The sequence below is a fragment of the Planctobacterium marinum genome (genome assembly GCF_036322805.1).
Taxonomy (GTDB): domain Bacteria; phylum Pseudomonadota; class Gammaproteobacteria; order Enterobacterales; family Alteromonadaceae; genus Planctobacterium; species Planctobacterium marinum_A.
The window spans coordinates 4,689,280-4,702,460 of the sequence record NZ_AP027272.1; the positions used below are offsets into that span (position 1 = coordinate 4,689,280).

General features: G+C 44.3%; 18 protein-coding genes. 3 read left to right on the forward strand and 15 right to left on the reverse strand.

The genetic code is table 11. The features are described 5' to 3' along the window. Positions 1-92: 92 nt before the first annotated feature. Complete coding sequence (locus tag AABA75_RS20545) at positions 93-2,108, reverse strand: ATP-binding protein (protein ID WP_338294607.1); 2,016 nt, start codon at positions 2,106-2,108, stop codon at positions 93-95. A gap of 301 nt (positions 2,109-2,409) precedes the next feature. Between AABA75_RS20545 and AABA75_RS20550 the strand changes: the two genes are divergently transcribed. Further along, positions 2,410-2,739, forward strand: coding sequence for an energy transducer TonB (locus AABA75_RS20550; protein WP_338294608.1), 330 nt, complete (start codon positions 2,410-2,412; stop codon positions 2,737-2,739). Between the two features lie 19 nt (positions 2,740-2,758). Here the strand turns inward: AABA75_RS20550 and AABA75_RS20555 are convergent, their stop codons facing one another. From AABA75_RS20555 to AABA75_RS20610, 13 genes are all read right to left on the reverse strand, one after another. Continuing rightward, entirely contained in the window at positions 2,759-2,959 is a 201-nt protein-coding gene (locus AABA75_RS20555) for a tautomerase family protein (protein WP_338294609.1), read from the reverse strand. A gap of 37 nt (positions 2,960-2,996) precedes the next feature. Then, the gene (locus AABA75_RS20560; protein WP_338294610.1) at positions 2,997-3,440 is read right to left on the reverse strand and encodes a hypothetical protein; all 444 of its coding nucleotides are present in this window, start codon (positions 3,438-3,440) and stop codon (positions 2,997-2,999) included. Positions 3,441-3,490: 50 nt separating this feature from the next. Further along, positions 3,491-3,961, reverse strand: a complete 471-nt coding sequence (locus tag AABA75_RS20565) for a nuclear transport factor 2 family protein (RefSeq protein ID WP_338294611.1) — start codon at positions 3,959-3,961, stop codon at positions 3,491-3,493. Positions 3,962-4,154: 193 nt separating this feature from the next. Continuing rightward, positions 4,155-4,559, reverse strand: coding sequence for a membrane protein insertion efficiency factor YidD (gene yidD / locus AABA75_RS21450; RefSeq protein WP_425325591.1), 405 nt, complete (start codon positions 4,557-4,559; stop codon positions 4,155-4,157). Further along, complete coding sequence (locus AABA75_RS20570; protein WP_338294612.1) at positions 4,559-4,978, reverse strand: VOC family protein; 420 nt, start codon at positions 4,976-4,978, stop codon at positions 4,559-4,561. Before AABA75_RS20570 ends, yidD begins: the two co-directional genes overlap by 1 nt. 259 nt (positions 4,979-5,237) lie before the next feature. Then, positions 5,238-5,774, reverse strand: coding sequence for a GNAT family N-acetyltransferase (locus tag AABA75_RS20575; RefSeq protein WP_338294613.1), 537 nt, complete (start codon positions 5,772-5,774; stop codon positions 5,238-5,240). A gap of 90 nt (positions 5,775-5,864) precedes the next feature. Further along, entirely contained in the window at positions 5,865-6,137 is a 273-nt protein-coding gene (locus tag AABA75_RS20580) for a hypothetical protein (protein ID WP_338294614.1), read from the reverse strand. A 91-nt stretch (positions 6,138-6,228) separates the two neighbouring features. Beyond that, positions 6,229-7,038, reverse strand: coding sequence for an HNH endonuclease (locus tag AABA75_RS20585; protein WP_338294615.1), 810 nt, complete (start codon positions 7,036-7,038; stop codon positions 6,229-6,231). A gap of 200 nt (positions 7,039-7,238) precedes the next feature. Further along, positions 7,239-8,150, reverse strand: a complete 912-nt coding sequence (locus AABA75_RS20590) for a DMT family transporter (protein ID WP_338294616.1) — start codon at positions 8,148-8,150, stop codon at positions 7,239-7,241. Positions 8,151-8,175: 25 nt separating this feature from the next. Further along, positions 8,176-8,631 carry a GNAT family N-acetyltransferase gene (locus AABA75_RS20595; RefSeq protein WP_338294617.1) on the reverse strand — a complete coding sequence of 152 codons (456 nt, stop codon included), beginning with the start codon at positions 8,629-8,631 and terminating at the stop codon, positions 8,176-8,178. A 50-nt stretch (positions 8,632-8,681) separates the two neighbouring features. Next, positions 8,682-9,302, reverse strand: a complete 621-nt coding sequence (locus tag AABA75_RS20600; protein ID WP_338294618.1) for a Crp/Fnr family transcriptional regulator — start codon at positions 9,300-9,302, stop codon at positions 8,682-8,684. Between the two features lie 94 nt (positions 9,303-9,396). Further along, positions 9,397-10,473, reverse strand: a complete 1,077-nt coding sequence (locus AABA75_RS20605; protein WP_338294619.1) for an MJ1255/VC2487 family glycosyltransferase — start codon at positions 10,471-10,473, stop codon at positions 9,397-9,399. Between the two features lie 35 nt (positions 10,474-10,508). Next, entirely contained in the window at positions 10,509-11,021 is a 513-nt protein-coding gene (locus tag AABA75_RS20610; protein ID WP_338294620.1) for a phosphatase PAP2 family protein, read from the reverse strand. A gap of 216 nt (positions 11,022-11,237) precedes the next feature. Here AABA75_RS20610 and rraA point away from each other — a divergent pair, with 216 nt between their 5' ends. Together rraA and AABA75_RS20620 are read left to right on the forward strand one after the other, a co-directional pair. Next, a complete protein-coding gene (gene rraA, locus AABA75_RS20615; protein ID WP_338294621.1) occupies positions 11,238-11,723 on the forward strand; it encodes a ribonuclease E activity regulator RraA in 486 nt (161 codons plus the stop codon). A gap of 18 nt (positions 11,724-11,741) precedes the next feature. Further along, the gene (locus tag AABA75_RS20620; RefSeq protein WP_338294622.1) at positions 11,742-12,779 is read left to right on the forward strand and encodes a formimidoylglutamase; all 1,038 of its coding nucleotides are present in this window, start codon (positions 11,742-11,744) and stop codon (positions 12,777-12,779) included. A gap of 66 nt (positions 12,780-12,845) precedes the next feature. Here the strand turns inward: AABA75_RS20620 and trxA are convergent, their stop codons facing one another. Continuing rightward, entirely contained in the window at positions 12,846-13,181 is a 336-nt protein-coding gene (gene trxA / locus AABA75_RS20625; RefSeq protein ID WP_338294623.1) for a thioredoxin TrxA, read from the reverse strand.

Consider the following 13,181-nt stretch of genomic DNA (forward strand, 5'->3'; position numbering starts at 1 on the left):
ACTGGATATTTGTACATTTGTTGCTGTATTCGTTATTCGGCTTGCAAAGCTGGTGTCGTCCTCAATATGAACAGTCTGTCCATAACTGACAACTAGGAAAACAGATGCACGGTTAAACAACGATATATCTGTTGAATATCAAAGGGTTTGCCCAGATGACCGGTGAAGCCCATGGCACGATAATCTCGGATATCCTGCGACATCACATTCGCTGTGAGTGCCACAATGGGGACGGTAGAGTTAATTTGTCGGATCCGTTTAAAGGCTTCTTTACCGTCCATAATCGGCATTTGAATATCCATTAGTACGATATCTGGATTGATTTCAGGGAAAAGCGCCAGCGCTTCTTGACCATTTTCTGCGAAATGTATCTCGGCATGAGTCTTTTCCAGCATGGATTCGATAATTTCGCGATTGACAAAATTATCCTCGGCAACAAGTACTCGCTTCTCGGTTAAGTCGGGTATAGCTATATCTCGTGCTTCCGCCAACTTCACCTCGGCTTTCTTAGACTTTAATAACGGAATAAAAATGACAAACTTTGTGCCCTTGCCTTCGCTGCTGGCAACACGAATGTTGCCATCCATTAGACTTACCAGATTGTTGGTTATCGACATACCCAGCCCTGTTCCACCAAACTTTCGGGTGATGGTGGAATCTGCCTGAGTGAATCGCTCGAATAAGGAGCTTACCGCCTCTTTGGACATGCCAATGCCTGTGTCGGTAATGTCGATTAACAGGCCCGCCAGGCCACCTCTTTCAGACTCTCGCAGACTAACTTCGACACTCCCTTGTTCCGTGAATTTCACGGCATTGGAAATCAGGTTCATCATGATCTGTCTGATCCTGACAGGGTCGCCTATCCACACCAGTGGCATATTTGCTTCAATATTGAGAGCAAGGGTTATGCCCTTCTCCTGCGCCACGGGCTCCATATCGGCAATAACCGACTCAGCGATAAGTGCCAATGAAAAATCCACCTGCTCAATAGTCAGTTGATTGGATTCGATTTTGGAATAATCCAGAATATCGTTGATGATGGTGAGCAAAGTGTTGGCCGAGAAAATGGCATTGCTGATCAACTTCGCGCCTTTTTCGCTGTTATTCTCTTCTCCAAGCAGTTGCAATGTACCCAATACTCCATTCATGGGTGTACGTATCTCATGGCTCATGTTGGACAAAAACTCGCTCTTGGCATTGCTGGCCTGAATCGCCTCGTCTTTGGCCCTTCGCAGGGTGTCTTCAGCTTCTTGTTGCTGACTAATATCTTGTACAACGGACCAAATTTGCTCTTCTCCATCTCGAGCAACAATGCGGATACCAGAGAGTAAAACGGGATAACGATGGCCTTTTTGATGAATGTAATGTTTTTTATAAGGCCCATAACGACCAGATTCCTGTAGTCGTGTTAACTGCTCGGCCTCTTGCTCAGCGTACTCTTCTGGAGTGAGTTGCCAATAATCCATCTCGTTGAGCTCATTAATTTTGTAGCCCGTAAAACGGCTGAACTCTTTGTTCACGAATTTAAAGGCACCATCTGCCATCTTGTTGATGGCGATACCTATGGGAGCGAGATCCACAAACTGTTCGAACTTTTCTTTTTCATGTAAGTAAGCTTCTTCAAAACGTGTTGACTCTAACAGCGCCAGTTCTAGTTCTCGTTGCACCTTCACCAGAGGAGAAATATCTCTTCCGATGGCAAGTACCAGCGTACTTCCCTGAACAGGTATAGCGGTGAGGGATACCAAACATTCAAAAACAGTACCGTCCAACCGGGAATGTAACCACTGAAAAACCTGCGGACCTTCGGTTACCGTTTTAGTGATGTACTCTCTGGCCATCTCGTTTGACGGCCTGCCACAGGCTTGAAATTCCGGGGAGATTTGCGCCGGGCTGAGATTTAAAAAATTCTGCTCATTTTCCACGCCGTGCATTTGCACAGCAGCACTATTGCATTCAATAAAGCAGCTCGATTCTAAATCGATGATGGACAACGCATCGGCAGACACATCAAACAATTGTTTATACTTGTCCCTCTCCGCTCGAACCTTATCAAGCTCCTGTTTGAGTTTTTGGTTTTCTTCTTCCAACGTCATAGCAGCACTCAAGACAATCCTTTATCGACACACAGTAAATATGCAAAGTATAGCTACTTTTTCAAAAACCGAATGGCATTGCACTATTCGTAAAAACAATCGTTGACATTTTAGATTACACGCGTAATCTAAAATTATGTATTACACGCGTAATCAAAGTCTTTTCTTTAAATAATGGATTTTTTCGGATAGCAAAAATATGAAAAACAAATTGAATTTTAGTAAGCGAAACGGAAGCCTATTGTTGCGCAGCCTGTGTTGTGCATTGATAGTTATCATTGGCTCAACAACTCTTCCAACTGCTGCAAATGTTGTGGCAGCATCAGCGACGGTTGAAACCTCCCCCATCAAACGCCCTGCACCAAAGTATCCAGACTACGCCCTGAAGCATAAGTTGGAAGGTGCGGTATTGGTTAACTTTAGCATTGAGCAAGATGGCGGAGTTTCTGATATTAAAGTGATGGCAGCCGATCAAGATGGTTTATTTGACGCCAGCACCATCCTGGCTGTCCAGAGCTGGGTTTACCACAAACCACCACACAAAATTCGCAACAACTATGCCGCGATTGAGTATGTGCTTTCAGATACCCCCAATGTGTCTCAGTTCAGCAATGTGGAGAGGATTCAAATCAGAGGAAATTAAAAAAATGAAGCAGTCAGAGCTAAGACTGGCTCTTCTTCCAATCATCCGTCAGCATGCCCGCATAGCCCCAGTTTTCTTCAGCTATTTCTTGAATGACAACATGGGTATGCTCTGGATTTTTGCCCAAGACCCGTTGTAAGGAATGGGTGATATCCTTCACCAGTTCCGCTTTTTGCTCTCGCGTTACGCCTTTTGTCACATGCACATTCACATAGGGCATACCGCCTCCTGAAAATTTTTGTTTGAATAAATTAAGTTTATGTCGCGGCTTTGCTCTGCACGGCTCGATATCCAAGTAAGTAACAAAGACCAACACCCAGCCAGACAAGCCCCACCAGCAATACGGCAGCGCTGACTTTTTCCGGGTGCCTGAGCCAAAGTTGTAGTGGCAGAATACCGCGGATAATACAAACCACTGCAATGCTGTAGAGTCCAAATTTTAATAAGGGCAATTTGCGCATTAATTTTGCGCCAGAGAGGGCATAACAGCCTAGTACGGCAAAGATGATTGATACAACAACGGCACCAACAGGGGCTAATAGAGTACCTGCCCACGCTGACTCAACGATATCGGGTGGCGCCATTTGTATTTCATAACACTGAGGTCCGAAATAGATACAAGAGAGATGAGCCAGTGCCGTCAGAAATGCAATTGTTGCTGCAATAACTAATAAAATAACGCCTTGCCTGGTGTTTATCATTTTATTCCTTTAAAAAGTGCTTGATAGGTATTAGTGTAAATGCTCTGGCATTATAATCCGTGATGACGGCGGATGTGCTTGATTTTACCTGAATCGGTAAACTCCAGAGACATAATATTTATCGCCGAATATTCGATGGGTTTATCCAGATGTGCTGGCTGCCCTTTGGCGTGCTCTTTGAACTTTACAAATACCACATTACTGCCAATCATCATCTCCAGAATTTCGATAGAGCTAAAGATTATCTTATCCTCCAGCTTGGCTAGCATGCCGGCTCTCAACTCTTCTTTACTGGTTACCGTGACATTGAATTTAAGGTGTTCATCTTTAAATTCGTCAGCGATAAAAGACAGAAAATGCTCCACATCTTCCTCGTCTGAATCGGGTTGTTGGCGCGCATTTTTAGCGGCAATAAAATCTTGGGTTAAGTTTTTGATTTGTTGCTCTGTGAGCTGATTGGCAGCATAGCTTGTGAATGAAGCCAAACAAAGCAGTATTAAAATTGAAATAACCTTTTTCATAGAACCTTCCATAATAATCCAACAGTAAAGCGTGCTTAGTGACAACCTATTTGACTATATACAAGCCTTCGCTTTCTGATCTGCTTAATTTGAAACCAAATTTTTCAGACAAATCAGGAACATCGGCCATGACGGAAATTTATGCGTCTTTGGGGACTCCACTGTCGAGATAAGGAATGAAAGGGCAAAATGCTCACAAGAAAGAGCAATCGCATGGCAGCTCTGGTAAATCACATCCTTTGTTTTTTGAACATGAAGTTACGTTACATGCCGGAGAAGGGTCACAACAATCGTACCATTTACCCTTTTCCTTTTTGTCCTTGTCTTTCTTTTCAACAAGCACAACATGTGCGGCTTTACAGTCATTAAACCTTTGTCGGATTAAACAATAACCGCGCACTAAGCCTTGCTGCTCAATGATCTTAAGTACCGCATTTGAGCAAGAGTCCCCCTTATACAAAGCTGCATGAGCGCACCTAAAACCTTTATAGGGAGATAAGAACTTTTGATAAATGCGAATGGCCAATATGGATATAGTTTTCATCAAACTCCTTTTAGTCTCCAAAGCAGCGACAGTACCAGAGCCTCTTGCTGACATTACTCGTTAAATTGTCGTTCAACCAAACTAAACCAGTTTCCCGAGTTGTCCATAGCCATTGCTTCAACACCATACAGCTGTTGTGTCGGTGGCTGAATAAATTCCACACCTTTAGCCACGAGTTCTTCATAGGTTTTTTGACAATTTTCAGTTTCGAAAACACCTGCTCCGAATGCCCCTTCCTTGATTAAGCTTCGAATTTTTTCGGCAGAATCCGTAGTGAACATTGGTCCCTCTTTCGGCTCCGCTAATACCAGTTGAAGCTGTGAATTAGATTTCGGATATACAGTTAGCCATCGGAAACCGCCTTCCACTTTCAGGTCATCACCAACTTCGAAACCGAGCTTATTTTTGTAAAAATCAAGCGCTTCGTCCTGATTAAGTACATATATTGTTGCATGCGCTATGGATGTGATCATCTACCTATTCCTGGTTGTTAATTCAGCTTTATCTTATCGAAATAATCAAAATGATATTTCTCCAATATTGCTCAATTCGTCACTTTCCCAAAAAATGATAGGCAGACATATTTGAGTGCGCTGCTATAGCAGACAAGCTGAGTGGCATTTGATAATTGTCAGCAATAAAATCCCTGCCAGCATTCAATCTTTTTAACTTGTAGTTCACAGTCATAAAATTTACTTTCAAACACAAAAAGATAGCTAGCAATGTATCTTGCTACCAGAGACTTGGGTCATTTAATGCCTCTACACATCGAGTGGCACCAACCATAGGCTGAATTGCCTGGCCATCAAGTGATTGTGCCAGCCACCCAATGGGTTGACTTAAAGGGCAAGGGGCTTTGACGATATTTTCATTGATTGGCTGAAAACCCGTTTTGCAATAATAACCGGGATCACCGTAAGTGAAAGCTAATTTGACGTTTACAGATCTGAGATGGTCCAAGCCATATTGAATCAGCTTTTGACCTATCCCTGTCCCCTGTAGCTCGGTTGACACAGCAACCGGTGACAGTATGAATGCCGATTGCCCGTTTGGTACAGTAATACGACTGAAAAAGATGCAGCCTACAAGCCTGTCATTTAGTTCTGCAACACAGCCTATCAGGTCTTGTTGCTCAGTCGTGTGAATCAGCTTTGCCACAAAGTCTGCAATTACACGACCTTCCGCCTCCCCCTCAGATGCAGAAAACACATTTCTGAAAAGCGTTATAGCCTCTTGGGTTCTTGACGGTTCAAATTGGGAAAACTTCATAACTCTTAGTTGCCTTGCATTGTCTCAGTACGTATCGGCCCAGATGAACGTTTTTCAGTCCATTGTGAACCGATTCATTGTTAGTACTCACTAACTTTTTTCTAGAGCCATTATTTGCCTCAGGTAATCCATCCTCCGCATTGCTGCATTGCCACTAACCAAAATATTGGCTGCCAACAATGTCGCGAGGTACACATTACTTACAGGTAAGTTATAGAAGTTTATGACGAGAAAGAGAGTAACAACAAACAGAAACGCTAAACCGGGAACGTAATAGGCGCGAGAATACTGTTTTTCCAGTTGCTGGATTTTGCTTGTCCTCTGAAGGGTCAATCTGCCATCAACATTTTCCACTTGTTCCATACTTTTAATTCCTGGATGAGGTATAACGGCCGCCATAAGCGGTGAGTAATTGTTGGCTAAACTTTGTAGCGAAGCGGAACCGAGCCAATTGTTACGAATCCGAATTGATGGCCTTGTTATACATCATTTGGTGCCATACTAAACTTTTTCTAGATATTGTGTGGTTTTTGCTAATGGTTAACTCTCCTTCTAAACCAATTAATCTCCCACTCTCTGTAATAGAGAATGCAAATCCATCAAGAAGCACATGGTGATTTGGGCAAAGGCATAGAATATTTGATTCATGATCAGGACCATTGTGCGGTTTACCTAAAGGTATAATATGAGCCCCTTCTGAATAAGGACCATTACTAGTGATTAATCTTATCCCACAAACTTGGCAAGTGTTTTCATATATGGTCTTCACATTTTGAGACATTTTTGTATTGCGAATTATTCGGCTAACTAATGTTTCTTTTCTTGACGGGAGATTTGTTCCATTCTCCGAATTAGAGTCCTGACTCTCAATTTCTAATCCACATAGTTCAAGCAAGGTTAGAGCAGCCTTTTCATCTAGTGGATATAGGTATCCTTGATTTCTGCTACCAGCAGCACTAACAGGAGAATACAAAACTTGCAGGTGTTTTTGGACAAGCTGAATTGTAGTGTCTAAGTCAAAATTACTTTCAAATACATTGTATGTGCAAGATATCTCACACTTTTTATTGTTTACGTCAGCATCTTCATCAGCAACTAAAACCGCTTGAAAGCCATATTTTGAAAACGAAAATATTACATCTCCTTTTCTGACGTCAAAGATTCTTTTTCTGGCGTGATGATTACAGTCTCGAGTATCAGCTCGAATTACTCCAAGCTCTTTTTCTTCTTTGAATTTAGATTGATTAACCCAGAAGAATTGCATGATGCTTCCATGATGTATAACTATTATCAGACGAACAAAGTTCCCATTAAAACACGAACTTAATTCGCCTATCAGACAAAGTCAACCGCCCATTATTTTAGACATTCGGTTGATATCTTAGCCATACCAAAGGAGTTAAATTAAGCAGCAGGAAATAACGAACTCAGATTGTGTTGAAAGCTGGTAAGTACGGCCCCGTGCTAATTCACTTCGCCAGGCACGGTTTTTGGCAATCGTTTGTGTTCTATCACTGTTTGCCAGAAGATGGGGAAGATGATCATGGCCATGCCAGTAGCAGTCCAGATATCAATGTTTTCGCTAAATAACCACCAGCCTAGCAGTGCGGCGAACACCAGACCGGAATATTCCGCCAGGGCAATGGCACCCGCTTCGGCGCGCCGATAAGCAACAATACAACACAGCTGATAACCACACACACACACCGCTGAACCCACTACCAGATAGAGCATGGGTAAACTAAAGGGTTGCCAGTTAAACACCGACAGTATGGCCATTAAGGGAATGGACAACACCGTCCCCCAAAACATGACGGCAATCGTGGGTGTACTGGATGGGATGTAGCGCACCAGTAAATTATGACAGGCAATGCACAGTGCAGCTGCCAGGCCCGCCAAAATGCCCAAGCCACCGCTATCTGGTTGTAGTGCCACCACCACGCCAGCAAAACAACAGGCGATATTAAACAGGCGAAACTTGTGCAGTGGCTCTTTAAACCACCAGGCCGCCAACAACAAGGTGAGCACCGGACTGGCATAAAACAAGACATTGGCGGTCGCCAGGGTTAATTCCGTAAGCGCCACAAATACGCAGGCGCCGCCAATCACGGTTAAGTTTGCTCTGAAGGCCTGTAAACGTCCCCGGCGCAACACTCGGGCATCTTGGGGCAAACGACGAAACAACGGATAAAGACAGGCAGCTAACAAGCACTGACGCAAAAACAGGTACTGATAAATGCCACTGGCATCCGCCCAGTTTTTAACAAATACATCGGCGCCGGTGGCAAACAGGTTCCCCACCAGTAGAAAAATAACGGCTAGCAACAAAGCAGACACCACGGTCCGTTTACGCCAGATAAAGAGTCGTCTATCCATTATCTAAAGGCCAAACAAGTTGTGATTAAGCGCTGTCGCGCAGCATGGCAACGTGAGGAATGCCATCTTCCAGATACTCTTCTGACACAGTTACAAAACCGTGGCTTTGATAAAAACCTTGCAGGTGGGCCTGAGCACTGATCTTGATGCTCTCTTGTGGCCATTTTTCCAAACTGACCTTAATAGACTGTCCTACCAGCTGATGGCCCAGCCCCATACCACGATGGGATTGGGCATTGGCAATGCGACCAATACTGGCGTACTCGGGATAAGAAGTGCCGGGTGCCAAAACTCGCGCGTAAGCCGCCAACACATCACCATCCCAAAACATCACATGGGCAGTATCTGGGTGTTTATCCAGGCCATCCACATCTTGGTAGTAACAGGTTTGCTCAACCACAAACACCGCAATTCTGAGTTGGTAAATATCGTGTAATTCAGATGCTGACAGTTGTTCAAAAGATTTAATGGTGATTTTCATAGGTGCTTAAACGCGGCTGCAAAAAGGTGACAACGAGAATAAGTGAAAGCTCAGCCGGCAGCATTAACATTTGTTAACAGCCCCAACCTTTTTTTGATGCGACTAAAACTGATGGGTGTCATACCAAGATAGGATGCAATAACGTGTTGCGGTAAGCGAGGCAACAAATGCGGATAGGTTTCAAAAAACAGAGCGACCCGTTGCTCTGGGGTGTTTAACAGCAAAAACTCTTCTTTGCCTTCTTTGTACATGTAGTATTCACTCACCACACTCAAATGAAATGCTTGCCAGTCGTGGTGCTTTTTCACCAGTGATAAATAATGCTGAAGGGGGAATCGATATAAAACCGAAGGCTCAATCGATCTAACACTGAAGGGAAAGGCATTATCAGAAAGCAAACTACGAAAGCCAAAAATCAGGTCGTTTTCCCAATACACTTCCTTACAGAAAGATTTGCCTTCGGAGGTTTCAAAATAGGCATAGAGCAAGCCGTTTTGCAGCACATAAAGGTATTCCTGGGATTGATTTGCCTGCCACAAGAACTCATTGGCTTTCAGCTTCACCTCAGTAACGTGCTCCGCCAATAAATCTACATTCAGCTCTGCCCGGTAATGGCTTTGAAGACAAGCCGTGAAGCTGTCGCAATGGCGTGAAAGTAGTGGTTTAGGCATGATGAATAAAGGACTTTCTGGAAATTGCAGATAGCCTTTGTTTTATCACGCCATAGTTTAAAAAGCTACGTTATGGCGGAGTTTCGCGAATGCCTCAGGCTTTGCTCATAGCACTCAGCTTGCGCTGTACTCTGTCGGGAAACTTAACCTGTTGCCACAGCTTCTGCACCACAGATTCAGTATTTTGCCAATCCTTTTCCACCAACCAGTCGATCAGGATACTGGGGTCGCTTGGAAACTCAATGGCCTCACCAGCGGGTTCATCCAACCATTGCTCCAGACGCTCCTGATCGAGACGCATCATAATGCGACACAAGCCTAAAGTATCCAGGGTTTTGGCATTAGACAACTGCTCAAACTGGCCGTGTAAGGGTTTAATCAATAGCTTTTTGCCCAACTGCAAACATTCGCTGGATAACTCAAAACCACCATTGGCTATGACACCGGCACAGCTGTGTAAGGCTTTGTGAAATCCAGCTTTGCTGGGTTTACGCCATGATACATGGCCATCATCACGTTCGGTTTCGACGTCGGGATGGAAGCACATAAAGTTATATTCACTCAGGCTTTCCAACAAAGTATCGATATCTGACAGGCTTTCAAAAGGCAAATACACCAGGTAGTGGCTACCTGGTGAAACTTCAGAAATCTGATCTTCAATGAAGGGCGGCATAATGCTGTGCCCGAAATGATACCAATGCACCCCTAAACTCATGGCTGTAGGCGCAAAGCTGTTCATAATGAGTTTATCAATAAAGGACTGCCCCGCTTTGGGCACATCATGGCCGAAAGACGCTTGATGACTGATGGAAATACTGGGCACTTTTTGCAACTTTGATGCCCAGGCACTGATGGGTTCAAAATCATTGAGTACCAGATCGTAACCCGATAAATCCAATCCGCGAATGTCTTTGATTAACTGTAAGGGGCTGGCTTGCATAACCGTTTTAAACTGATCCACCGCACCATCAGAATGCACGAATGTCAGGCCTTTTCGAGTTTGGAAGTCACCAAAGATTTCCATGTCGAAATACTTTTCTCTTGGGCGGCCACTGAACAGGTAGTCTACCTTTACGTCGGTGCGCTGACTAAATGCCTTTGCCATTACACGTGCACGCGTAGTATGTCCGTTTCCGGTGCCCTGGACACCGTATAATATTTTTAATGTCATTATTTTTCTGGTTTTGCTGTTTTAGTGGAAGTGGTTCAGGCCAAAATACCAATACTAATAGTAGAAATGGCCACACCGAGGCTCGCGCCAGCGATAATATCGCCGGGATAGTGCACACCCAACATGATTCGAGACAACGCAATCATGCTCGCCCATCCATAGGCAAGCACGGCGAAAGAGGGATAGAAATGGGCTAATAACGTCGCCATTAAAAAACCGGCTGCGGTATGGCCAGAAGGCAAGCTAAATTTATCTGAAGGTTGAACGTGCGCCCTGACATTACAATTAAAATCACAAGGTCTGGCGCGTTTAAATAGGTTTTTAAGCATTACATATAGGGGTAGCTCCATGGCATAAGCCAACAAGCCCGTGTAAAGAAACAGCGCCCCCTGGTTTGGCTCAAACATCCAGAGCACTAATGCCAGTAACAGATAAATATGCCCATCACCCGTCTTTGAAATATAGCGGAACACAGTGCAATCCCGTCCAGTGCTTTTGCTGAACAGCCATTGAAATAGTTGTGTATCTACGCGAGTTATCAGGTTCATAGGTTTATTAAACTTGTCAGATTTAAATCTATCCTTTATGACTGCCAAGAATAGTGGCGAATTGTTAACCTCCAGTGACACAAAAAAGACACTAATATGACAATTGATATCAAGAAACCATTGCTTACCCTTCACTTGTCTGACTTTTATTGTAATGGCCTGACAAAGCCCATGAGTTGGCGTAGACTAAGAAAAAAATGCCCTTGAAGGTCTACCATGGAATACAACACTTCTGAACTCTGCGACATGTTTGCTGACAGCATCGATGTACTTGATCCCATTTTTATCAGTTATGGGGGGCGTAGCTCTTTTGGTGGAGAAGTCACTACCATCAAGTGCTTCGAAGACAAAGGATTGATTGATCAGATCGTGAACGAAAACGGAGCGGGCAAAGTCTTGCTTATTGATGGCGGCGGTTCTAACCGACGGGCGCTGCTGGATGCCATGAATGTTCAGACTGCGGTAGAGAATCAATGGGAGGGCATCATCTGCTACGGTGCAGTGCGTGATGTAGACATATTAGAAGACGCCGATATTGGTATTCACGCTGTGGCATCCATTCCTGTAGGTGCCGATACCGATGAAGTTGGAAATACCGATATCGCGGTTAATTTTGCTGGTGTTACCTTTTTACCGGAAGATCATATTTATGCCGATAATACCGGTATCGTTTTGTCTCCTGAGCCGCTGGACATCGAATAATCTTTCGCAGGGACAATCATGAACATTTCCGGACTCAACTTTTCCTGCCTGGACAATATCGCTAATTTGCTCAAACAACGGGCCGGTGAAACCAAAATAGGTGAAGTACTGTGCTTTGCCCAACACACAGATTTTCAGGCGCTGAAAGCATCAGGCATTGATTATGTGCTGCTTGGTTTACCCGAAGATATCGGCCCGAGAGCCAATCTGGGCAATGGCGGAGCACAAAACGGTTGGCCAGCATTTCTGCACAGCTTTGTGAATCTGCAACACAATCAATTTATTCCCAGCGAAAAAATAGCCTTATTGGGAGAGCTTGATTTTTCTGATTTGCAGGCATCTGCCGAGCAAAATCCAGACGATATAAAAACACTGCGCAACCTGTGTTGCGAAATAGACAGTCGGGTACACCATTTGCTACAACAAGTATTTGAAGCCCACCTTATCCCTGTTGTAATTGGCGGCGGTCATAATAACGCCTATCCCATAATCAAAGCCTGTAGTAAAGCCGAACAACTGCCGTTGGCTGTGGCTAATCTCGACCCTCATAGTGATTTCAGAGCAACTGAAGGTCGCCATAGTGGCAACCCGTTCCGCTATGCGGCAACAGAAAATTACCTTTCTCGTTACATGGTATTGGGCTTACACGAACAAAAGAATAACCAAGATGCACTGAACGCCATGCGAGAGTATGACTTCCGCTGGATCAGTATTCAGGACAGCCATTGGAGCCGCAAGTTAAACTTTGACCAATGCCTGGAGGATTGCGCCCGTTACCTGATGCATTCGGGTCTACCCATAGGGATAGAACTAGACGTGGATTGCTTAACCAATATGCCAGCCAGCGCGATAACGGCCGCGGGTATGCCCTACGAAGATGCCTTGTACTATGTTACTGAAATGGCAATGTTGCCCAAGGTTAAATATCTGCATTTGGCAGAAGCCGCACCGGATGCCTCAAGCGCAGCGCAAATGCGAGCAGCAGGACAAATTTTAGCTGAACTGGTGTGTACCTTTGTTAAAACGGATTATGCCAAGAAAAATCAGGAAGACTAGCGCGTTTTAATAACGCAAAGGGAAGAAATATGGCAGTCGCCAGACAGGCAACTGCCTTGAAGAAGTTTAACCAACAGACTCGTTGATAAACTCTTCCAATTGAGTGCGAGACAACGCGCCCACTTTTGTACCAGCAACTTCACCATTCTTGAAAATCAGTAAAGTAGGAATACCGCGCACGCCGTATTTGCCAGCAGTCTCAACATTATCATCGACATTCAGCTTGCCAACTGTTATCTTGCTGGCGAAATTGTCGTCTTCTACGATAGCGTCAAGAATGGGAGCAATCATTTTGCATGGGCCACACCATGGAGCCCAGAAGTCTACCAAAACAGGTTTTTCTGATTTGATTACATCGCTTTCAAAACTACTATCAGACAAGGTGACTATTTTATCACTCAT